This window comes from Chryseobacterium sp. HR92 (assembly GCF_045689405.1).
Taxonomy (GTDB): domain Bacteria; phylum Bacteroidota; class Bacteroidia; order Flavobacteriales; family Weeksellaceae; genus Chryseobacterium; species Chryseobacterium viscerum_A.
Genome location: NZ_CP139139.1, coordinates 3,257,388 through 3,277,571 on the forward strand (window position 1 = coordinate 3,257,388; position 20,184 = coordinate 3,277,571).

Below are 20,184 nucleotides of genomic sequence, written 5' to 3' on the forward strand. Positions count from 1 at the left end.
GGATTTCAAACGTCATCAAAGCATTAAAAATAAAATCTTACCAGATAATTAGCAGTATAAGAAAATGAAAAACGATATTACATTCAAAGAACTAAAAGACTCCGGCTATACCCATAAAACGATTAATGAGGAAATTCAGGCGAACCTGATTGCCAGGATTAAAGCTAAAGAGCCTGTATTTGAAGGACTTTGGGGCTACGAAGACACTGTGGTTCCCCAATTGAAAAAAGCCATTCTTGCCGGCCACCACATCAATTTATTAGGTTTACGCGGGCAGGCAAAAACAAGAATTGCAAGAAGCATGGTCAATCTACTGGATGAATACATGCCTATTGTAAAAGGATCAGAAATCAATGACAGCCCGTTTCATCCGATTTCAAAATTTGCCAAAGATCTCATTGCAGAACTGGGTGACGAAACTCCGATTTCATGGGTACACCGTTCTCACCGTTTCTACGAAAAACTGGCGACTCCGGATGTGAATGTTGCTGATTTAATTGGTGACATAGACCCCATTAAAGCAGCTACTTTAAAACTTCCCTATTCCGACGAACGTGTTTTACATTATGGAATGATTCCGCGTGCTAACCGTTCTATTTTCGTTTTAAATGAATTACCGGATTTACAGGCACGTATCCAGGTTTCCCTGTTTAATATTTTGCAGGAGGGTGATATTCAGATCCGTGGTTTTCAATTGAGAATGCCTCTTGATATTCAGTTTGTTTTCACAGCCAATCCGGAGGATTATACCAACAGAGGAAGTATTGTAACTCCGCTGAAAGACAGAATCGGGTCCCAGATTTTCACCCATTATCCAAAAACAATTGCTCTTGCCCGACAGATCACAGAACAGGAAGCATTGATTTCCGCTGAAGATAAAGCACAGATACTAGTTCCTGATCTGGCAAAGGATCTTTTGGAGGAAGTTGCTTTTGCAGCCCGTATCAGTGAATATGTAGATGCAAAAAGTGGTGTCAGCGCCCGTCTGACCATCAGTGCCATGGAGAATTTAATTGCAGCAGCCAAACTGCGTCTGATTGAATCCGGGGTTGAGCGAACCACCGTCCGCCTGCTTGATTTTATGTCAATTATCCCGTCCATCACAGGAAAAATTGAACTGGTTTATGAAGGAGAACAGGAAGGTGCAGACTATGTCGCCAAAATATTGATTGACAAAGCAGTTATGACCCAATTTGAAAGTCTGTTTCCACGTATTTCCAAACTGGAAAAAGAAGGCATCAAAACACCTTATACCGATCTGATCAGATGGTTTAATAAAAATCATTTGGAGCTTAATTACAATGATACGGATGAAGAATTTTATGCTAAACTTGATAAGATAGCTCCTCTGACAACTGTAGTAGAAGAAAATGCTTCTGATTTAAGTGCTGAAGATCAAAATTTCTGCAAAGAACTGGTATTATGGGCATTGACTATCAGTAATAAAATTGACAAGTCTGAAAATCAAAATGCTTTTACTTTTGATTCACCTGGAATTGGGCAGTTTCTACGAAACTAGATTCATTAATGTCCAATAGATAATAAGAACCCTTCAGGTCAGATCTGAAGGGTTCTTATTATATTGAAATACTCTATGTTACTTTAAAGTTTATACCATATTGCTGCCTTTAAGTACGGCAGAACCAAAAGGATTGTCTACCAGCCACAGCCATTCTCCGTCTTCATTTTTTTTCATGATACAGGAAGTATGGCCTGTCATGTGTATTAAATGTCCGTCAGGGGCTGTTCCCGTCATTTCCCACTGATCAATCCACATCGCTAGATCATTCACAACGGTTACATATGGAGTTTCGCCTTGTATGTCCAGTTTTAGTCTGCAAATCTCATTCATTGCAAGCTCTATCTGCTTAAGTCCTCTCAGCTCTCTCCCATCTCTGTCTATATAGACTGCTTCAGGGTGAAAACAGCTTAATGCTCCTCTGGTATCTCCGTTTTTTATACAGTCACGGAAATAGGCTACTGCACCGGTTTCTGTTCTTCTGTCAAAATTCTCCATTATTTCATATTTCGGGATTCTATTTCCCTTTTCAATGCTTTCTTATCTTTATTCCAGCTGTTAGCTGCAAAAAAAGCAAAAATGATGGGTAAAAAGGTCATTAAGCCCAGACCATTGGCTATCGTACTATAAATAGCAATACCAGCCAATACTCCCAGGATTACAGCATTTATAGTATTTCTGCCTTCAATTGTTCTTTTTTTCTCTAAAAGTTCCTGATCTGTTAATCCAGATAAATCTTTTTCCATAGTTTATTTCAAGTTTTTTGGGTTGGTTTTAGGTTTTTAAAATGGCAAAAATTATTATTCTGAAATTTATTTTTACCGAAAGCTAAAGTACAATATTGCCGAGACATTTTTTTATTTCTTTTATTTGTAATTTATTTCATGCTGTCTATTTCTGAAAATTTCAAAGCTTATGGAAGACAACCTGAATTCTATTTACAGAGTTATCAATTTTATGGAAAAGAATTATGACCGGCCTGTTTCTGTAAAGGAACTGGAAGATATCTCACATTATTCTTACCGGAATATCCAGCGTATTTTTAAGTACAGCTGTGGAGAAACAATAGGTATCTTTCAGCAAAGACTAAAAGTAGAAAATGCTTATAAGCGGATTCTTTATACTCAGGAAAACCTTACCTCCATTGCTATTGAAGTAGGTTTTGCCAATATCTCTTCTTTTTCCAAAGCTTTTAAACAGCATTTCGGGATTTCTCCAAAAGCAGCAAGATTAAGTAAAGAAAAACTTTTGTGCGAAGACAAGATCATTCCGATAACTTCTGACGAACTGCTAGAGCCGGAAATTGTCTATCTTAAACCAATTCAGGTATATTATCAGAGCATTAAAACCTATTATAACAATGAAGAAATTGAAGTACTGTGGGAAAAATTCATGAAAAATGAGTTTCCCGATTCCGGAACAGAATATTTTGGTGTAATAGCAGATGAACCATTAATTAAAACTGAAATTAACTGCCGGTATGACTCTTGTGCTTCCGTTCAGTCTGCAAACAAAAAATTACCCTCAAAAACAATATTTGGAGGTAAATATGCCCGCTTTGCCCATACAGGCAGCTATGAAACAATAGATGAAACGTACACTAAAATCTATTCCCGCTGGATTTTTAATTCTGGCCTTGAATTTTCACACTCTCCTATCATAGAAAAATACGAAAGACATGCGGAACAGGAAAATCATCAGGAAGAACAGCTGACTTATATTTTACTGCCTTTGAAGTAAATTGTCAATTTGGGACAAGTTTTCAAATTTTTATCCATCTAATTTTGCCCTGTAAAAAAAGATAAATTATGCAAAAAAAGAAAATAATGTTCAGGTTATTACCAGCTCTTTTACTTTCATGCTCTCAGACAGAATTACCAGAACCTCCAGATACAACAAATCCCGGCACTGTTGTTTACAAGATGCCGGAAGAATCTGCAACACATGAAGGAACCTGGCTTCAATGGCCACATCAGTACCAATATGGGACCACCTACCGCAACCGGCTGGATGCAACCTGGATAGCAATGACCAAAGAACTGGTACAGAGTGAAAAAGTTCATATTATTGCTTATGACAACATCGAAAAAAACCGTATTACAGAGTTGTTAAACAGTGCCGGAGTTCCTCTTACCAATATCAATTTCAGACTTTATCAGACAGATGATTTCTGGGTTAGAGATAACGGTCCTATTTATGTAAAGGATCAAAATGGCCAGTTATTTATTCAGGACTGGGGATTTAACGGATGGGGTAACAAAGCCGATTACAGCAGATGCAATGCAATTCCTTCCAAAATAGCAGCAGATACCAATATCCCGAAAATCAATCTTAATTCGGTGATGATCAATGAAGGCGGAAGTGTGGAAATTGATGGAAACGGAGTATTGATGGCATGTAAAAGTTCCATCCTTAATAACAATAGAAATCCGGGGATGACCCAGCAGCAGGCAGAAGCCATATTTACTAAAAATTTAGGCGTGACCAAATTTATCTGGCTGAATGGAAAAGCAGGTCTTGATATCACCGATATGCACATTGACGGTTTTGCCCGATTCGCAAATTCGTCTACTATTATTACGATGAATCCTGATGATCTTAACTACTGGCAGGTTCCTGACAGCGACATTGATAAATTATATGATGCCACCACAAAAAATGGCTCTCCTTACCAGTTTGTAAAAGTTCCATTAACCAGAAATGATGTGATAACCACTTACGGAAAAAATGTAGGCCGTGCTTCTTACATCAATTATTATATCGCAAACAACCGCGTATTGGTACCTAATTATAATGATCCGAATGATGCCGTTGCCAACAATATTATCCAACAGCTGTATCCCGGTAAACAGGTTGTTGGAATAGACTGCCGTAACTTATTTGCCAATGGTGGAATGATACACTGTGTAACGCAGCAACAGCCACAATAAAATTATATTCCCAATACATAAAAGCCTGCTGATTGTTCTGCAGGCTTTATTCATCTATAACCTAAAGTATTGTTTAGCCAGATTTTTAAATATTTAACCTCGTTAAGCTCTATTTGTTAATACAACTAAAAGGCTGTCGCCAAAAAATAGCGTAAATTTGCCCTGCCCATCTTGTAAAGGATGGTTTCCAGTTTAAGTATTATGAAAAAAACAGCAGTTTCTTTATTGGCCCTTCTTCTGAATATTGTTTGCCATGCACAAAATTTTGATGTTATTCCCTTAGGGATCTATGGTGGTGAGCAGGAAGATAATTTATCTGCCTATCTGGTAGGTGCTCCGAAAGACAATGCATTTCTTTGCCTTGATGCCGGTACGGTAAATGCCGGAATACGAAAAGCTATTCAACTGAAAAGCCTTGACGGATCCGCAGAAACAATTCTTAAGGATCAGATAAAAGGATATTTTGTATCACATGGTCATTTGGACCATTTATCCGGGCTTATCATCAATTCCCCGGCAGATTCTAAAAAGGATATTTTCGCTATAGCTCCGGTCATTCAGATTTTGCAGAATCATTACTTTATCACAGATACCTGGATCAATTTTGCTGATCAGGGACAAAAACCTATCCTTGGGAAATACCATTATAATGAGCTTCAGGAAGGACATGAAATCCCGGCACCCAAAACGCCATTTTTCATAACCGGATATGAACTGAGCCATGTAAATCCCTATAAAAGCAGTGCAGCATTGGTAAGAAGAGATAGTCACTATCTGCTTTATCTGGGTGATACAGGTGCTGACCGTATAGAAAAATCTGACCGTCTTGATAACCTTTGGAACACTATAACTCCACTTGTTAAAAAAAGACAGTTAAACACCATATTAATTGAAGTTTCTTTCCCAAACAGCCAGCCTGAACATCTGCTGTTCGGACACCTTACTCCTAACCTGCTGATTGAGGAACTAAGTAAGCTGAAAGAAAAAACCGGAGAAAACAGCCTTGAGGGACTCAACATTGTAGTTACCCATAGAAAACCAACGGGTGATAACCCCGAACTGATTAAAAAAGAACTGTTGAAAAACAATCCCCTGAAAGTAAATTATATTTTCCCTGAACAAGGTAAAAAGATCAGTTTACCATAAAAACAAATCAAAAGATGAAGCATATCTCTGTTTCATCTTTTTTATTTTTGAAATCACAAATCACTAAATAAATTTAAAAACTTTAAAATCAACTACTTATATCTAAATCAGTAAAATTAATTGAATTTTTCATATTTATATCAATTTAACATCGTAATATTGCAATATAAAAATAAAGCAATGGGAGTTACTAAAACCGAAATTTACACTGAAGAACAAAATAAACTGGCTTCACTTCTTAAAGTTTTGGGACATCCGGCAAGAATAGCCATTTTGCAGTATATCATCAATCAGAAAGCTTGCATCTGTAATGATCTTGTTGAAGAACTTGGATTGGCTCAGGCTACCATTTCTCAACATTTAAAAGAACTGAAGAATATTGGAATCATCAAAGGTTCAATTGAAGGAAAATCTGTATGCTACTGTATTAATGAAAGCACCTGGAAACAATTTCAAAACGAGTTTAACCTGTTTTTTAATCAGGATGTCACAATAAAACAATGCTGCTAAGGCATTTTTTTAAACAATAATATCGTAATATTGCAATATAACACTAATAAATTTTAATCTCATGAAACTATCAGAAATCAAAGAAATTCTTCCGACACTGGAAAATGTAGAATTTCAATTGGAAAATGGCACTTTTGTTCCTGAGCATTTCCATGTAACGGAAGTGGGACAGATTGTAAAAAAATTCATTGATTGCGGCGGCGTAATCCGAAATGAGAAAGCAGTCAACTTCCAGCTATGGGATGCTGATGATTATGAACACCGCCTGAAACCGGGGAAACTGCTTCACATCATTCAACTTTCTGAAGAGAAACTTGGAATAGAAGATTCAGAAATTGAAGTAGAATATCAGGGAGAGACCATCAGTAAATATGATCTGGAATTTAATGGTAAAAATTTCGTCCTGAAAAATAAGACAACAGCCTGTCTTGCCCAGGAAGCCTGTGGAATTCCTTCCGAAAAACAAAAGAAAAATCTTTCTGAATTATCTGCAAAACCAGCATCAGCTTGCACTCCGGGATCAGGATGCTGCTAATTAATTTTATTAAAATCTCATGTATCAAGAATTATTAAATACGGTTCAATCTCTGAAATGGGAAAATATAGATACCAATAGAAAAGAGATCATGGAACCATTGATCAGTTTCATCCAGCAAAAAGTAAATGATGGAGAAGAAATCAATCTGAATTTTATCTGTACCCACAATTCACGCCGCAGCCATCTGGCTCAGATCTGGGCACAGACAGCTTCTGCCTTCTTTATGATTCCGGGAGTTTATTGCTATTCCGGCGGTACGGAAACAACAGCATTATTTCCCAGGATAGCAGAAACTTTAGCTGAACAGGGTTTTACAGTCTTCAATATTTCAGAAACAGAAAATCCGGTGTATGCTATCAAGTATAATGATAATAGCCTGCCTGTTATAGGTTTTTCCAAAAAATATAACAGTTCTTTCAATCCTGTTTCAGGATTCGCAGCAATTATGACCTGTTCGCAGGCTGATGGCGGATGCCCGTTTATTCCAGGTGCGGAAAAAAGAATTCCGATTACGTTTGAAGATCCTAAAATTTCAGACAATACTCCGGAACAAACGGCAGTATATAGAGAAAGAAGTTTACAAATTGCAGAAGAAATGTTCTATGTTTTTTCTAAAATCAAAAAATAATCATGCAGCCCAGATTAAAATTTCTTGACCGCTATCTTACCTTATGGATCTTCCTGGCCATGGGTATAGGGATTGCTTTGGGACACTTTTTCCCGGCTATTCCTATTATTATCAATTCTCAGTCTATAGGGACTACTAATATTCCATTAGCAATCGGACTCATCCTTATGATGTATCCTCCGTTAGCAAAGGTTGACTACTCTCTTCTGCCATTGGTATTTAAAGATAAAAAAGCCATCGGTGTTTCTTTATTTCTCAACTGGATCATCGGTCCGGTTCTGATGTTTGGTCTCGCGATCCTCTTTTTAAGGAATGAGCCCGATTATATGGTAGGTTTGATTCTTATCGGGCTGGCAAGATGTATTGCTATGGTCATCGTCTGGAATGATCTGGCCAAAGGAAACCGGGAATATGCAGCCCTGCTGGTTGCTTTAAACAGTATCTTTCAGGTATTTACTTATAGTTTTATGGTTTGGCTGTTTATCAATGTACTTCCCAATCAACTGGGGCTGGCCAGTTTTAATGTAAATGTTTCTATGAAAGATATTACAGAAAGTGTCCTAATTTATCTGGGAATTCCTTTCCTGGCAGGTTTTCTCAGCCGTTATTTTCTGATACAATCTAAAGGTACAGAATGGTACAACAGAAAATTTATTCCTCAAATATCACCCGTTACGCTGTATGCCTTGTTATTCACAATCGTACTGATGTTTAGCTTAAAAGGCTCCCAAATATTGGAATTACCCATGGATGTTGTTAAGGTAGCTGTACCACTGATTATCTATTTTATTCTTATGTTTTTCGTAAGCTTCATGATCAATAAAGCGTTAAAAATTCCATATGATAAAAATGCATCTATTGCCTTTACAGCTACCGGAAACAATTTTGAACTGGCTATTGCAGTGGCAATTTCAGTATTCGGAATTCATTCACCACAAGCATTTGTAGGAGTGATTGGACCACTGGTAGAAGTTCCGGTATTAATACTTCTGGTAAAAGCTGGTTTATTATTAAAAAGGAAATGGTATCATGAATAAACCAATAAACTGAAAAGAAAAGCATCACAAAAACAGTGATGCTTTTATTATCAGGATGATATTAGTCCTTATATAGTTTGTAATTTCCGTTGCTTTCATCCTTTACTACGGTATAGTGATCAGTCAATTCAAGAGTCCAGCCATCTCCCGATATCTTTTTATTCTCTATTTTCACAGGATTTGATATTGAAATTTTATCCCAATTAGGACTCATTAATGCTCCGTTTTCAACAGTCAGAATACCCCATAAATCTGTAACCCTGATATTAGGATATACCGTCCCTTTATCTTCCAGCGGCACAATATTTCTGGGATCAAAAGAAACATTCATTTTCTCAAATTTGATTTCAAAATGGGGCTGCTGGATGAATTTCAGTTTATATTCCGCAATCAGTTTCTTAGTTTTTTCTTCTCTCTCAGCTTCTTCTTTCATAATTGCCTTGCCATTATAATCTCCGGATAATTTGTCAACTGTCTTTTGCAGAACAGCCGGAATCCTGATGCCAAAACTTTTAATGAAATAATCTGTCAGATCAGTTTTTGCACTGATTTTTTTGTTCCAGCTTGGGTCTCTCTGATAGAGCAGATATCCGTAAACAGGAGTCGTATGATAAGCGAACGAACGTACAAATGTGGGATTCTTCATAAAATCCTCTATCCCGCTCAAAAGAAATGATTTTGTCTGTTCATTATTTCTTCCGCTCACAATGATTCCCGTAAACTCAGCCATTCCTTCATTCAGCTCCAATAAGTTTTCTGTGTTCCCCGAATCTTTATAAAGTATATTTCTATATTTTCTGAAAGTAAGTGCATTGGTAAGATGTTTCTGTAATTCTTTTTCTGAAGTTGACCGGACAGCCTGTTTCAGTGCTTCAAGTTCCAGCCGGAGATAAACCCTTCCCTCTTTCTGATCAAGGTGATTATTTTCTACATTGTTAAGCGTAAACCCCAATGAAGGTTGAATGCTGTGGAATGATTCATGTGCCAGCAGATTGATTCTGTTGTTTCTGTTGGAAGTGAGGGGAAGCATGATCATAGCCCATCTTTTCCCACCCCAATTGATCGCAGTATTGGCAATATTAATCTTCGCGGGCAGAATTCCGGAGTATATAGTTCCATTGTGCTTCAGAATTCCTTCTGTATCTGGCTCATTGGCATATAATTCTCTGGTTTTTGGATCTATTAAAATGATGGGACCATATAAATCTTTATTCCAAAGCTGGATATTCTTCTTTGAAGCTGCTTTCAGCTCATTAAAATAAACAGCAATGCTGTCATGGGAAATCGTCTGCTTTTGTCCTTTTATGCTCAGCGCGCACACGGAAAATAAAATTGTCAGAAGAGTCTGCTTCATGGTTGAATTCTTTGCGGTTATTGTCTATTGAGGATGGGAATACCATCCTTATGCATTGTCTTTAGTTTTTAAATAGAACTTCCATATTCTATTTGACCACTAAAATAAGTATAAATACTTAATCAATCCCATCGAATAAAGTTAACATGCCATGAATACATAATAAAACAGCCTTGAATCAAATGATTCAAGGCTGTTTTTGCGGAGAGTGAGGGATTCGAACCCCCGGACCTGTTACAGTCAACAGTTTTCAAGACTGCCGCAATCGACCACTCTGCCAACTCTCCCTAAACTCCGGCTATACCGTTGTTTTCAGTGGTGCAAATATAGAACGATTTTTAATTTCTGCAAAACTTTTCCCACACAAATTTTAACAAAACTTAATAATAGGCTAGAAATCAAGGGAATTATTTTTCCTGAAACGTCATCTATTCTTTGTCTACAATTGCTATGAAACTGTTTTTTAAAAGGCCTGATGGATATACAAACTGATCTCCATCTTCTCCCTTTACCACAATAGCCCCCTGCTCATCGTTCAGGCATTTGTCCAGCTGGCTTTTCAGTTCATTAAGTTTTCCATGAGGAGCCTCAATGATGTAGGTCCCGGTAACATGCGTTATTTTGATGACTTTTGTTTCCATATTCTTTTTTGATTAGTTGCTAAATGTAGGAATTTTCCTTTAAGTATGAGCCATTTATTACCATGAACAGAAAGCCTTTTAGAAATGATTCAAAAATATTATAACAAATCATGAATAATAAAACTATCTGATTTCCAGTTCCCGATTTTACATTTTATAATTTATATTTGTAAGAATTCATGCCAATATTAAAAACTAATAACACTATTTTTCAAATGTTTACTCAATCTTTTATTAAAAACACGGTGGTTACCGCCTCTATGGCTTTCTCCTCTATGGCTTTTGCCCAGAAAATGCCCATGTCTGTACTTCCTTCCGGCCACCTCGTAGTAGGTGCCGAAGTGGATGGCAAAAAAGGAAATTTTATCTTTGATACCGGAGGAGGAATCAATCTTTTTCTGGGAAATTTCCCCAAAGAGCTCGGCCCAAAAGAGACTTATAATTATCTGACGGCTTTCCGGGCTACCGGTGAAAAAATGACTATTCCCCTTTTCAAATCAAAAGAGATTATTTTTAATGGTAAAAAGTTTAAAGATACCTGGTACTCCACTCATGATATGGAAATCAAAGGAATAGATGGTTTGATTTCCCTGCCCATGCTTTATGACACAGAATTTATCATCGATTATACTACCAATGAACTTATCTTTCCTAAAGAAAAACTGAATGCTAAAAAAGTAATGGATATTCAACTGTCTACCAACGCAGACCAATCCATGGATATTACTACTTATGTGCTATTAAACAATAAATACAAGATTAATGTTCTCCTGGATTCCGGCTCTGGTAAAGATTCTTTTTGGCTGAGTGAACGCCTGATGAATACGCTCGACATCAAAAAAGAAACCCTGCAAATGATAGAAAAGAAAAGTGAATTCAACCCTGATCTGACCACCAAGTTTTATACAGGTAATATTGGCTCTGTTTCTACTCCTTTTGCTAGTGTTGAAAAGCCTAAAGTTGCTTTTGTGGAAGGTCTTATTTATGAAGGTAAGACGAGTATCAACTGGCTGGGGAAAAAACTGGGATTCAACCTTAAAGAGAAAAAGATCTATATTTTGGATTAAGAATTATAACAATATAGTACAACTGTCATTCTGACGAAGGAAGAATCTTTTGGATGTGTGAGATTCTTCTTTCGCCGGAAAAACAATATGGAAGATGTGTCGGAAAACCACTCCGTCAAAAATTCTTTGAATTTTCGCCACCCCTCCAGAGGATGGGAATAATTACGTCTTCAGTTGGGGTATGAGTCAGAACAGCATTTTTGTGTTTAAAGCCAGCTGGATTCCTATGAAATGACACAATTGAATGATTGTTTATCCATAACGTTTATCATTCCGCAGGAATCTAAACTTATTAAAACATTTAGATTCCACGCTTCACTTTGTCCCGCTCTGAATGACAAGCTTTACGTATATTTATTAGTACCGGATTTTCAATCACAGCATCCTCTGCTTTTTATTCCCCTGCCGGTTCAAACAATTCGATCTTGTTTCCTTCCGGATCAAGAATATGTACAAATTTTCCATACTCGTAAGTAGCCACCTCATCCAGGACGGTTACTCCTTCTTTCTTTAGCTCTTCTACCAGTGCTTCAATATTTTCTACATGGTAATTGATCATAAATTCTTTGGATGAAGGTTCAAAATATTGGGTAGACTCTTTAAAAGGACTCCATAGTGTATATCCTTTCTTATCAGATTCTGCTTCCTTCCAGTCGAATTTGGCTCCGTATGGGCTGGTTGGTAATCCCAGGTGGGTTTTATACCATTCATTTACTTGTTCCGGGTCTTTACACTTAAAGAAGATGCCTCCAATGGCGGTTACTCTTTTCATTTTTTATTCGTTTTTGTTCAGTTTATAGTTTCTTACATGCAATTCCGAGTCGTTTTGCAATTTCACAAATATATCAATGTTTTCATTAGCTTTCTCACGATTTTTCTTGAAGTTTGATGGAAGATGTTGGGAAAACGCAAAGGCGCAAGTAATAGTAAAAAGACCGTTTATAAGGTGCAAGGATTTTATCTCCGATAAAATTGTATACTGTAAAATGTCTCACGCTGATTTTGCAGATTGCGCAGATGATAGTGGAAAATCTGCGTAATCTTCTTGATCTGCGGGATACTTATTATATCTCTTGCTGAAAATCTTTGATTTTCTTACGCCTTAAAATTATACATAATAGATAGAAAAACTTTGCCCCTTTGCGATTCTCCAACAAAAACAAACGAAAAAAGCGCACCCATCGGGTACGCTTTGTATTGTATAAACTGAATAGTATTAGTGTAATTCAGCTAAATATTTTTCTGCATCCATTGCAGACATACATCCGCTTCCTGCAGCTGTAATAGCCTGTCTGTAGATATGATCCTGAACATCCCCGGCAGCAAATACTCCCGGAAGATTTGTTCTTGAAGAACCTTTCTCTGTTAAGATATATCCATTCTCATCAAGATCTATCTGACCTGCGAAGATATCAGTATTCGGTTTGTGACCGATTGCAATAAAGATTCCTTCAACATCTACTGTAGATTTCTCCTGAGTCTGGTTGTTGATGATCACAGCTCTTTCTACTAAGCTGTTTTCTCCTTCAATCCCGATTAATTCATGGTGGAATTTCACTTCAATATTCGGAGTATTTTCCACTCTGTGAACCATTGCTTTTGAAGCTCTGAAAACGTCTTTTCTTACCAATAGCGTTACTTTCTTACATAGTTTTGCAAGGTAAGTAGCCTCTTCAGCTGCTGTATCTCCTGCTCCTACTACTACTACATCTTTTCCTCTGTAAAAGAATCCATCACATGTAGCACAAGCAGAAACTCCGCCTCCTGCATATTTTTTCTCATCATCAAGACCTAAATATTTTGCTGTAGCTCCTGTAGAGATGATTACTGTTTTTGCAAGGATCTCTTTGTTTCCTGCATATAATTTGTGAACACCGCCTACTTCTTTAGAAAATTCAGCTTTAGTGATCATTTCATAATGAACTTTGGTATCAAATCTTTCTGCCTGTTTTTGCAGATCCATCATCATTTCAGGACCTGTAATCCCGGCTGGATACCCTGGGAAGTTGTCAACTTCTGTGGTGGTGGTTAATTGTCCGCCCGGCTCCAAACCTGTATACAATTCAGGTTTCAAGTCTGCTCTTGCTGCATAGATAGCAGCGGTGAAGCCAGAAGGCCCAGATCCAACGATCACACAATCTAAAATGTTTTGCTCCATAATTTACTTTGTTCGAAAAGATTTAATTTGAATTAAGACTGCTAATTTCGGAATTTTTACCGTCTTTTTAAAGTTATTTTAATGATACTTGTCAATATCTGATATGTTGAATTTCGATGGTAACTTTTGTGGGGTTCGGGGTTCGAGTTATTTGATTCGGGTAACAAAAATTAAAAACTTCTGTTTTCATTTCCCGTAATTAGCATACCCCGCATCTCGTCACCTCGCCTCACACCTTCATCTTAATCTTATCTACATTGATGATCTTATATACGAGTTCTCTGATCAGTTCCGCTTCCCCCATATTCACAGCTCCAAGCCCCTTTCCTTTCATATCGAATTCCCGTAAAATAGAAATGACTCTTGTGGCATGTTTTAAAGGATAAAGTCTGGCACTTTCCGCATAATCTTTGATGAAGTAAGGATTTACCCCCATCTGGGATGCAATTGCCTGTGGAGGCTGCCCAGCCATCGTTTGGTAGATAATAACGTTTGAAAAGTAATTGTAAAGGCTTGCCAGCATCATTACAAAAGGATTGTTCTTCGGATTCTTTCCCATAAAATGGGCAATTTTAAAGGCTGCATTGGCGTTTTTGGTTCCTAAAGCCTTTTGAAGTTCAAAAATATTGTATTCTTTACTGATTCCTATATGATTTTCAACAATGGTACCGTCAAGGATTTCTCCTTCTTTAAGAATGATCTTTAATTTGTTGAGTTCATTGACAATTCTTGACAGGTCGTTACCAAGATATTCTGCCAGAAGATGAGAAATATTGGGCGCAGTATTGATCTTAAGTTTTGTACATTCATCTGAAATCCATTTAGGAAGATTGCTTTCCTTTACAGATTCGCTCAGAAAAAGTGCTTTGGCTTTATCTAAAGCTTTAGCAGCCTTTTTCCGGCTGTCCAGTTTCTTGTGCTTGTGTGCAAAAACCAATACTGTAGAAGGAACAGGGTTTTCTACATAAGATTCTAAAATTCTGTTTTCTTCTTCATTGAATCGTAAATCCTGAGCTTCTTTCACTATAATCACCTGCTTATCTCCCATCATCGGAAACTGTCTTGCCAGAGAAAGGACTTCCTGATAAGAAGTATCTTTTCCGTAGGTAACCGTTTGGTTGAAAGCTTTTTCATCTTCTTCCAAAAAGTTATGTTCAAGGGCTTTCACAGCAACATCAATAAAGTAGGCTTCTTCTCCGTGGAAAAAATAAATAGGTAAAACTTCTTTATTTTTAATATTTTTGAGGATTAAATCTAATTCTTTCATCTTATTAATGGAACTTCCAAAACTGAATTTTCAGGAAACTTTTGATTTTAAATTCAAGAAAGACAAAGATAAGTTTTTTATTTATGATTTGGTTCGTAAAACTTATCTTCTGCTCACTCCTGAGGAATGGGTAAGGCAGCATTGGATACATTATTACCTTACTGTAAAATCCTATTCCACCTCAGCCCTGATCACCGAAAAAAAGATTGTTCTGAATGGACTGACCAAACGTATTGACCTCCTGGTGACCGAGAAAACAGAACCTATAATTCTGATAGAATGCAAAGCACCGCAGATCAAATTAACGGAAAAAACATTCGAACAGACAGCCAGATATAACTCAATTATCGGAGCCAGGGAAATCATCCTGACCAATGGACTTCAGCATATCAATGCGTATTATAAAGACGGACAGTATCAGTTTTACAGACCAGAATAAATAAAGCCTGATTTAAGACTAAATATACAATAAGTAAAAACACAAAACACTCCGTTTTCATAAATTATTACCACTGAAAACGTAAAAAGTGGCGAAAATTCATTTTTTTGACGGGGTGATTCACAGCAATATCAATTAATATGAAAATCAAGAACATTATTTTCGATTTCGGAGGTGTACTGATGGATTGGAATCCGAGATATTTTTTCAAAGATTATTTTAACGATAACGAAAAAATGGAATACTTCCTGCAAAATATCGCCCAGGATGAATGGAATGTAGAACAGGACAGAGGAAGAAGTCTTGCAGAAGGAACAGAAATCCAGGTAAAAAAGTTTCCTGAATGGGAAAAAGAAATCCGGGCTTTCTACGACAACTGGACCGTTATGCTGAAAAGTGAGATCCCACAAAATGTAGAAGTGCTGAGAAAACTGAAAAACACGGATTATCACCTGTTCGGACTCACTAACTGGTCTGAAGAAACCTTCCCTTATGCATTGGAAAACTATGATTTCTTCCAGATATTCGAGGGCAAAATTGTAGTTTCAGGAACCGAAAAGCTTATAAAACCTGATCCTGAAATTTGGCATGTTCTATTAGAAAGATACAATATCAAGGCTGACGAATCGGTTTTCATTGATGATAATCCGAAGAATATTGAAGTAGCACAGTCTCTGGGTTTCATTACCATTCAGGTTTTTCCTGATACCGATTTAGCAAAGGAATTGAAGAAATTTGGAATTGACGTTTAACTCATTTAAATATTTTCTTAATTTTAATCTGTTTTACAATCACTAATTCACAAATAATTAATTATGATACGTTCCATCTTATTAACTACAATGATCATGGCTTCAGGCACCCTATTCAGTCAGAAACTTAAAACTGTTTCCTATCAGGACGGAGTACAGAAACTGAATGGCCTGATTACCTCCAATGCAGGCAAAAAACTTCCGGGAGTTCTTATTCTCCCAGCCTGGAAAGGGATTGATGAAGAAGCTAAAACAGCTGCTCTTGAACTTGAAAAGCAAGGTTATATTGCCTTTATCGCTGATATTTATGGTGAAGGAAAAATTCCTGCAGACAATGAATCTGCTGCCAAAAGTTCAGGATACTACAAACAGAATTATAATGAATACCAGAAAAGAATTTCCCTGGCTTTGGAACAGCTAAAGAAAAACGGAGCAATTTCTGACAAAACAGCTGTTATTGGCTATTGTTTTGGCGGTACCGGAGCATTAGAATCAGCCAGAGGACATCTGCCAGTTGCAGGAGTGGTTTCTATCCATGGAAGTCTGGGAAGAGATCAGAGCCGAAAAAATGAAGCATTAACTGCTAAGATCCTGGTAGAAAACCCAGCTGATGACAGAGGAGTAACTCCAGATGATTACAATAACCTCATCAAAGAGATGAATGAAGGAAATTCCGACTGGCAGATTATCACGTATGCCCATTCTAAACATACCTTCACAGATCCCAAATCTCCGGATTATAATGAAACCATGGCCAAAAGAGCATGGAACCACACTCTGATGTTCCTGAAAGAGATTTTGAAATAAGCATAAAAAAGGCAAATTCGTGAATTAATGAATTTGCCTTTTTACTTTTATATTTTTAGCTTAATTATGGTTTAGCTTGCAGTTCAACGTCATATTTTTTTGGAGAATATTTGGTAAGAGAACCTGTTGCAGCATCGATACCAACTCCTATTGCACCACCCAGAATAATATTAAGTAAAGTTACTGCATTAAAGTTTTTTGTCAGCTTCACTTCTTTCTTCTCAAATCCTTCTTTTTCAAATGCCACCATCTGCTTACCCAAGGCTCTGGGGATTTTAGTTGTACAAGGTGTTGTACATTTTTCTATTCCTTTGTGAAATACTTTTGCGCCTTCAGGGCTTGAAGAAAAAGCTATTGAATCCTGAGTTCCTGTAAAAATAGTTGCGCATGAAGTAGTAGAAAGTACGACACCTAGTGACAGCACAATTGATAATTTGTTTTTCATGTATTTAATTAGTTCATTTTTTTAAGTCCGCGAACTTACAAAATAATTTAAAACAATTAATATCAATTTTGAAAAAACTTTAATAAAATATAGAATTCATGGGCATCTCAAAAAAATAACTCTAATTTAACATCCAATAAAAAAAGGCAAATCTATGGATTTGCCTTTTCTATATTTTAAAAATTTCCTTAATCTACTCCTTCCTCTTCCCTGTTGACCAGCTCCATAGAAAATGCTGGCAGACAGATAGCAAGGTATTCGCAAGGTTCTGAAAATGGATTACTGTAGCGGATTCTTGCTCCTTTTTCAATAAGAATACTCTGGCCTTTTTCCAGAGTAACAGTCTCACCATCTATTTCAAATTGTTTTTTTCCTGAAATAATATACGTAAATTCATCAAATTCAGGGGTCTGATGAGGCTCGCTCCATTCCGAAGGTGCCACCATATGAGCAATAGAAACATTAGAATTTCCGGTAGAGTTCCCCCAATGTTCTTCTATCAATTTTCCGTCTGTAGTAGGGACTACAAATGGTGATTGTTGAATTTTATATTTTTTCATACCCAGGCTTCTTTTGTGATTTCATATACAAAATTGGTTCTTGTAGGCTCAGCAAAATAAGCAACCTCTTCTTCAGCAATTTTTTTCCCTCCAAGTCTTTCCAATGCTGTCTGTGAACGAAAATTTTCTTTTCCGATATGAAAATGAACCTTATCTACAAACTGGAAGATATAATCAAGCATCAGTTTTTTAACCTGAGGATTGATTCCTTTTCCCCATGATTTTGTTCCATAGAAAGTATACCCGATGAAAATATGATTATCTTCTTCATCAAAATCATAATAACGGCTGCTTCCCAATACATCTCCGGAGGCTTTCTCAATAATTTTGAAAGCACCTTTACTCTCCATAGCTCCAGTAAAAAAGTTTTCAAAAACCTCTTTCTTATAACGGTCTTTGCTTGGGTGCTGTTCCCAGACTTTGGGATCGGAAGCTACTTCATATAAAGATTCAAAATCCCCTTGCTGCAAGGGAATTAATTGAAATTCTTCATTCTCTAAAACAGGCTGAACAGAAAAATTCATTGTTTAGCTCTTTTTAGTAGAATCTGATTCTATTTTCTTGATTTCTTTCAATTTGTCAGAAATCTTAATCACAGTGTCTAATTTTGATGGCTTCAAAGGAACTTCTGCCTGAGCCATATCCCATTTGATTACCAGGTTTCCTGTGTTCTCGTCTGTAGGATTCAGGGTGATTTCAAACCACTCCTGTTTGTCTGTCAGTTTATTTACTGGTACGGTAACGTCTACTACATCCTGTTTAGGATCATAAGTATAAGCTCCCCACTGTTGGAAATCTTTATTCAGAATCACTTTCCATTCTTTTTCTGTAGGAACAATGAATAATCCATAAGTTCCTGCAGGCACCATTTTCCCACCGAAATTAACGGCCTGTCCGAAAGTAATTTTTGTAGACGAGTTCGCTCCAGCTCTCCAAACCTGACCATAAGGAACCAATTCTCCGAAAATCTTACGCCCTTTCACTCCTGGTCTTCCGTAGTCGATAGAGATCTTGGACATTGAAAACTGCTGCTCCACTTTCTGACGCGGGCTTGCTGCCGGCACAGAATAATCCTGGGCAAAACTGAATGCTGAAACTGAAATGCAAACTGCTGCTAATAACTTTTTCACGTGTAAATTTTTGCTTAAAATTACAAAATTCAGAACGAAATATCTTTCCCAAACTTCGTTAATTTTTGTTTTACCGATATTTTTCTATTAACATATTATTCCGGCCAAATCCTTTTTTAAAATCAATATCAAGTCATTGAAGATTTTACTTCTTTTTAATCAGTTTTCCTTTTATCAGCTGGATTGAATGAAAAAATATTAAAAAAAATACTAAAACAAAATAGCCTTTTCCAATTCCAGTAATTTTTGTTTTCTCCAGATTCCTCCGCCATACCCCGTTAACTGTCCATTACTTCCAATCACACGGTGACAAGGTATTATAATGGATATCTTATTCAGGCCATTGGCATTAGCTACTGCTCTTACAGATTTAGGATTTCCCAGAATATCAGCCTGTTCCTGATAGCTTCTTGTTGCTCCGTAAGGAATTTTCTGTAAAATATTCCAGACTTCTTTCTGAAAAGCGGTTCCTACCGGAGAAAGAGGAACGGTAAATTCGGTTCTTTTTCCTTCAAAGTACTCTTTCAGCTCTTTTTCCAGAGTATCAAAATTAGGATTTTCTCCCTGAATAATATTAGCTTTACAATGTTCCGAGATACTTTTCAGCTCTGTGGGAAGCGCTTTTCTGTCAGAAAATTCCAGAAGGCAGATCCCGTGCTCATCGGCACATGCTATCATGGTTCCCAGCATAGTTTCTATCCTCTTCAGATCAATGATCTTTTCCGTCGTATTATTTTTAGGAGATACCCCAAAAATATTTTTAAAACTCTCATTAAAACCACTCAGACTGTCATACCCCGTATCAAATGCTACATCTGTAACCGATTTTCCCTGCTGGAGTTTTTTAAATGCTGTATTAAGTTTTGACATTCTCTGGAAAGCATGAAAAGTTATTCCATGATGTTTCAGAAACCATCTGCGGACTGTTGCAGGCTCCAATCCTCTTTTTACAAGATCATAATCTTTAAGCTTCAATGTAGGATCATTGGTAATTTCCTTCAGTAATTCCTTAATATGCGGTGGTGTTGCGTTGAGATTTTCCAGGGGTCTGCATACTTTACAGGGACGATAGCCTTTTAGCATCGCATCTTTGGTATTGGAAAAAAATTCTACATTTTCAAATTTAGGTTTCCGTGCTGTACAGGTAGGTCTGCAAAATATTCCCGTGGTTTTTACGCCCATCCAGAATATCCCTTCAAATGAAACATCTTTAGTATAAGATGCCTCGTACATTATTTTTTCTGTGAGTTCCATGA

General features: G+C 36.9%; 24 protein-coding genes and 1 tRNA gene. 12 read left to right on the forward strand and 13 right to left on the reverse strand.

Features of this window, described 5'->3' with window-relative positions; all coding sequences use genetic code 11:
• Nucleotides 1-64: 64 nt before the first annotated feature.
• A complete protein-coding gene (locus tag SFA27_RS14530) occupies nt 65-1,519 on the forward strand; it encodes a sigma 54-interacting transcriptional regulator (RefSeq protein WP_407293027.1) in 1,455 nt (484 codons plus the stop codon).
• 90 nt (nt 1,520-1,609) lie between these two features.
• Here SFA27_RS14530 and SFA27_RS14535 read toward each other — a convergent pair whose 3' ends face one another.
• Both SFA27_RS14535 and SFA27_RS14540 read right to left on the reverse strand, forming a co-directional pair.
• The gene (locus SFA27_RS14535) at nt 1,610-2,017 is read right to left on the reverse strand and encodes a DUF4440 domain-containing protein (protein WP_047375637.1); all 408 of its coding nucleotides are present in this window, start codon (nt 2,015-2,017) and stop codon (nt 1,610-1,612) included.
• Nucleotides 2,017-2,265 (reverse strand): hypothetical protein, encoded by a 249-nt coding sequence (locus SFA27_RS14540; RefSeq protein ID WP_047375639.1) that lies wholly within the window; start codon nt 2,263-2,265, stop codon nt 2,017-2,019. The genes SFA27_RS14535 and SFA27_RS14540 overlap by 1 nt, the downstream gene beginning before the upstream one ends.
• Nucleotides 2,266-2,434: 169 nt before the next feature.
• Between SFA27_RS14540 and SFA27_RS14545 the strand changes: the two genes are divergently transcribed.
• The 7 genes from SFA27_RS14545 (at nt 2,435) to arsB (ending at nt 8,308) form a co-directional block, all read left to right on the forward strand.
• Entirely contained in the window at nt 2,435-3,259 is an 825-nt protein-coding gene (locus tag SFA27_RS14545; protein ID WP_407293030.1) for a GyrI-like domain-containing protein, read from the forward strand.
• Between the two features lie 86 nt (nt 3,260-3,345).
• Nucleotides 3,346-4,449: an agmatine/peptidylarginine deiminase gene (locus tag SFA27_RS14550; protein ID WP_407293032.1), complete on the forward strand. Its 1,104-nt coding sequence runs from the start codon at nt 3,346-3,348 to the stop codon at nt 4,447-4,449.
• A 201-nt stretch (nt 4,450-4,650) separates the two neighbouring features.
• Nucleotides 4,651-5,595 carry a 3',5'-cyclic-nucleotide phosphodiesterase gene (locus tag SFA27_RS14555; RefSeq protein WP_407293035.1) on the forward strand — a complete coding sequence of 315 codons (945 nt, stop codon included), beginning with the start codon at nt 4,651-4,653 and terminating at the stop codon, nt 5,593-5,595.
• A 180-nt stretch (nt 5,596-5,775) separates the two neighbouring features.
• On the forward strand, nt 5,776-6,105 hold the full coding sequence (locus tag SFA27_RS14560) for a helix-turn-helix transcriptional regulator (RefSeq protein ID WP_047375646.1): 330 nt from the start codon (nt 5,776-5,778) through the stop codon (nt 6,103-6,105).
• A gap of 61 nt (nt 6,106-6,166) precedes the next feature.
• A complete protein-coding gene (locus SFA27_RS14565; protein ID WP_407293038.1) occupies nt 6,167-6,640 on the forward strand; it encodes a DUF6428 family protein in 474 nt (157 codons plus the stop codon).
• A gap of 19 nt (nt 6,641-6,659) precedes the next feature.
• Nucleotides 6,660-7,271: a low molecular weight phosphatase family protein gene (locus SFA27_RS14570; protein ID WP_407293040.1), complete on the forward strand. Its 612-nt coding sequence runs from the start codon at nt 6,660-6,662 to the stop codon at nt 7,269-7,271.
• A 2-nt stretch (nt 7,272-7,273) separates the two neighbouring features.
• The gene (arsB, locus tag SFA27_RS14575; RefSeq protein ID WP_264518293.1) at nt 7,274-8,308 is read left to right on the forward strand and encodes an ACR3 family arsenite efflux transporter; all 1,035 of its coding nucleotides are present in this window, start codon (nt 7,274-7,276) and stop codon (nt 8,306-8,308) included.
• 61 nt (nt 8,309-8,369) lie between these two features.
• Here the strand turns inward: arsB and SFA27_RS14580 are convergent, their stop codons facing one another.
• The 3 genes from SFA27_RS14580 to SFA27_RS14590 all read right to left on the reverse strand — a co-directional run bounded on the left by SFA27_RS14580 (nt 8,370) and on the right by SFA27_RS14590 (nt 10,303).
• Entirely contained in the window at nt 8,370-9,662 is a 1,293-nt protein-coding gene (locus SFA27_RS14580; protein ID WP_407293044.1) for a hypothetical protein, read from the reverse strand.
• A 202-nt stretch (nt 9,663-9,864) separates the two neighbouring features.
• Nucleotides 9,865-9,949, reverse strand: a tRNA-Ser gene (locus SFA27_RS14585).
• Nucleotides 9,950-10,090: 141 nt separating this feature from the next.
• Entirely contained in the window at nt 10,091-10,303 is a 213-nt protein-coding gene (locus SFA27_RS14590) for a hypothetical protein (protein ID WP_047376724.1), read from the reverse strand.
• Nucleotides 10,304-10,518: 215 nt separating this feature from the next.
• Between SFA27_RS14590 and SFA27_RS14595 the strand changes: the two genes are divergently transcribed.
• Nucleotides 10,519-11,370: a hypothetical protein gene (locus tag SFA27_RS14595; protein WP_047376725.1), complete on the forward strand. Its 852-nt coding sequence runs from the start codon at nt 10,519-10,521 to the stop codon at nt 11,368-11,370.
• Nucleotides 11,371-11,764: 394 nt separating this feature from the next.
• On the opposite strand, the gene SFA27_RS14600 is transcribed toward SFA27_RS14595, so the two are convergent.
• The 3 genes from SFA27_RS14600 to holA all read right to left on the reverse strand — a co-directional run bounded on the left by SFA27_RS14600 (nt 11,765) and on the right by holA (nt 14,795).
• The gene (locus SFA27_RS14600) at nt 11,765-12,142 is read right to left on the reverse strand and encodes a VOC family protein (protein ID WP_407293046.1); all 378 of its coding nucleotides are present in this window, start codon (nt 12,140-12,142) and stop codon (nt 11,765-11,767) included.
• Nucleotides 12,143-12,586: 444 nt separating this feature from the next.
• A complete protein-coding gene (gene trxB / locus SFA27_RS14605; protein WP_264518295.1) occupies nt 12,587-13,528 on the reverse strand; it encodes a thioredoxin-disulfide reductase in 942 nt (313 codons plus the stop codon).
• A 229-nt stretch (nt 13,529-13,757) separates the two neighbouring features.
• Nucleotides 13,758-14,795 (reverse strand): DNA polymerase III subunit delta, encoded by a 1,038-nt coding sequence (holA, locus tag SFA27_RS14610; RefSeq protein ID WP_264518296.1) that lies wholly within the window; start codon nt 14,793-14,795, stop codon nt 13,758-13,760.
• A 7-nt stretch (nt 14,796-14,802) separates the two neighbouring features.
• On the opposite strand from holA, the gene SFA27_RS14615 reads away from it, so the two are divergent.
• From SFA27_RS14615 to SFA27_RS14625, 3 genes are all read left to right on the forward strand, one after another.
• Nucleotides 14,803-15,234 (forward strand): type I restriction enzyme HsdR N-terminal domain-containing protein, encoded by a 432-nt coding sequence (locus tag SFA27_RS14615; RefSeq protein WP_264518297.1) that lies wholly within the window; start codon nt 14,803-14,805, stop codon nt 15,232-15,234.
• A 140-nt stretch (nt 15,235-15,374) separates the two neighbouring features.
• Nucleotides 15,375-15,986, forward strand: a complete 612-nt coding sequence (locus SFA27_RS14620; RefSeq protein WP_264518298.1) for an HAD family phosphatase — start codon at nt 15,375-15,377, stop codon at nt 15,984-15,986.
• A gap of 63 nt (nt 15,987-16,049) precedes the next feature.
• Nucleotides 16,050-16,793, forward strand: a complete 744-nt coding sequence (locus tag SFA27_RS14625) for a dienelactone hydrolase family protein (protein ID WP_407293050.1) — start codon at nt 16,050-16,052, stop codon at nt 16,791-16,793.
• A gap of 64 nt (nt 16,794-16,857) precedes the next feature.
• On the opposite strand, the gene SFA27_RS14630 is transcribed toward SFA27_RS14625, so the two are convergent.
• From SFA27_RS14630 to SFA27_RS14650, 5 genes are all read right to left on the reverse strand, one after another.
• Nucleotides 16,858-17,238, reverse strand: coding sequence for a PEGA domain-containing protein (locus SFA27_RS14630; protein ID WP_047376732.1), 381 nt, complete (start codon nt 17,236-17,238; stop codon nt 16,858-16,860).
• Nucleotides 17,239-17,426: 188 nt separating this feature from the next.
• The gene (locus SFA27_RS14635; protein ID WP_407293053.1) at nt 17,427-17,798 is read right to left on the reverse strand and encodes a cupin domain-containing protein; all 372 of its coding nucleotides are present in this window, start codon (nt 17,796-17,798) and stop codon (nt 17,427-17,429) included.
• Entirely contained in the window at nt 17,795-18,322 is a 528-nt protein-coding gene (locus SFA27_RS14640) for a GNAT family N-acetyltransferase (protein ID WP_047376734.1), read from the reverse strand. Before SFA27_RS14640 ends, SFA27_RS14635 begins: the two co-directional genes overlap by 4 nt.
• A 3-nt stretch (nt 18,323-18,325) precedes the next feature.
• Nucleotides 18,326-18,928 (reverse strand): DUF2911 domain-containing protein, encoded by a 603-nt coding sequence (locus SFA27_RS14645; RefSeq protein WP_047376735.1) that lies wholly within the window; start codon nt 18,926-18,928, stop codon nt 18,326-18,328.
• Nucleotides 18,929-19,138: 210 nt separating this feature from the next.
• Complete coding sequence (locus SFA27_RS14650) at nt 19,139-20,182, reverse strand: bifunctional transcriptional activator/DNA repair enzyme AdaA (RefSeq protein WP_407293056.1); 1,044 nt, start codon at nt 20,180-20,182, stop codon at nt 19,139-19,141.
• Nucleotides 20,183-20,184: the final 2 nt, after the last annotated feature.

What these genes read in the sequence shown, in the direction of transcription:
- SFA27_RS14530 (WP_407293027.1), top strand. Translation starts at nt 65, where the DNA reads ATGAAAAACGATATTACATTCAAAGAACTAAAAGACTCCGGCTATACC.
- SFA27_RS14535 (WP_047375637.1), bottom strand. Translation starts at nt 2,017, where the DNA reads ATGGAGAATTTTGACAGAAGAACAGAAACCGGTGCAGTAGCCTATTTC.
- SFA27_RS14540 (WP_047375639.1), bottom strand. Translation starts at nt 2,265, where the DNA reads ATGGAAAAAGATTTATCTGGATTAACAGATCAGGAACTTTTAGAGAAA.
- SFA27_RS14545 (WP_407293030.1), top strand. Translation starts at nt 2,435, where the DNA reads ATGGAAGACAACCTGAATTCTATTTACAGAGTTATCAATTTTATGGAA.
- SFA27_RS14550 (WP_407293032.1), top strand. Translation starts at nt 3,346, where the DNA reads ATGTTCAGGTTATTACCAGCTCTTTTACTTTCATGCTCTCAGACAGAA.
- SFA27_RS14555 (WP_407293035.1), top strand. Translation starts at nt 4,651, where the DNA reads ATGAAAAAAACAGCAGTTTCTTTATTGGCCCTTCTTCTGAATATTGTT.
- SFA27_RS14560 (WP_047375646.1), top strand. Translation starts at nt 5,776, where the DNA reads ATGGGAGTTACTAAAACCGAAATTTACACTGAAGAACAAAATAAACTG.
- SFA27_RS14565 (WP_407293038.1), top strand. Translation starts at nt 6,167, where the DNA reads ATGAAACTATCAGAAATCAAAGAAATTCTTCCGACACTGGAAAATGTA.
- SFA27_RS14570 (WP_407293040.1), top strand. Translation starts at nt 6,660, where the DNA reads ATGTATCAAGAATTATTAAATACGGTTCAATCTCTGAAATGGGAAAAT.
- arsB (WP_264518293.1), top strand. Translation starts at nt 7,274, where the DNA reads ATGCAGCCCAGATTAAAATTTCTTGACCGCTATCTTACCTTATGGATC.
- SFA27_RS14580 (WP_407293044.1), bottom strand. Translation starts at nt 9,662, where the DNA reads ATGAAGCAGACTCTTCTGACAATTTTATTTTCCGTGTGCGCGCTGAGC.
- SFA27_RS14590 (WP_047376724.1), bottom strand. Translation starts at nt 10,303, where the DNA reads ATGGAAACAAAAGTCATCAAAATAACGCATGTTACCGGGACCTACATC.
- SFA27_RS14595 (WP_047376725.1), top strand. Translation starts at nt 10,519, where the DNA reads ATGTTTACTCAATCTTTTATTAAAAACACGGTGGTTACCGCCTCTATG.
- SFA27_RS14600 (WP_407293046.1), bottom strand. Translation starts at nt 12,142, where the DNA reads ATGAAAAGAGTAACCGCCATTGGAGGCATCTTCTTTAAGTGTAAAGAC.
- trxB (WP_264518295.1), bottom strand. Translation starts at nt 13,528, where the DNA reads ATGGAGCAAAACATTTTAGATTGTGTGATCGTTGGATCTGGGCCTTCT.
- holA (WP_264518296.1), bottom strand. Translation starts at nt 14,795, where the DNA reads ATGAAAGAATTAGATTTAATCCTCAAAAATATTAAAAATAAAGAAGTT.
- SFA27_RS14615 (WP_264518297.1), top strand. Translation starts at nt 14,803, where the DNA reads ATGGAACTTCCAAAACTGAATTTTCAGGAAACTTTTGATTTTAAATTC.
- SFA27_RS14620 (WP_264518298.1), top strand. Translation starts at nt 15,375, where the DNA reads ATGAAAATCAAGAACATTATTTTCGATTTCGGAGGTGTACTGATGGAT.
- SFA27_RS14625 (WP_407293050.1), top strand. Translation starts at nt 16,050, where the DNA reads ATGATACGTTCCATCTTATTAACTACAATGATCATGGCTTCAGGCACC.
- SFA27_RS14630 (WP_047376732.1), bottom strand. Translation starts at nt 17,238, where the DNA reads ATGAAAAACAAATTATCAATTGTGCTGTCACTAGGTGTCGTACTTTCT.
- SFA27_RS14635 (WP_407293053.1), bottom strand. Translation starts at nt 17,798, where the DNA reads ATGAAAAAATATAAAATTCAACAATCACCATTTGTAGTCCCTACTACA.
- SFA27_RS14640 (WP_047376734.1), bottom strand. Translation starts at nt 18,322, where the DNA reads ATGAATTTTTCTGTTCAGCCTGTTTTAGAGAATGAAGAATTTCAATTA.
- SFA27_RS14650 (WP_407293056.1), bottom strand. Translation starts at nt 20,182, where the DNA reads ATGGAACTCACAGAAAAAATAATGTACGAGGCATCTTATACTAAAGAT.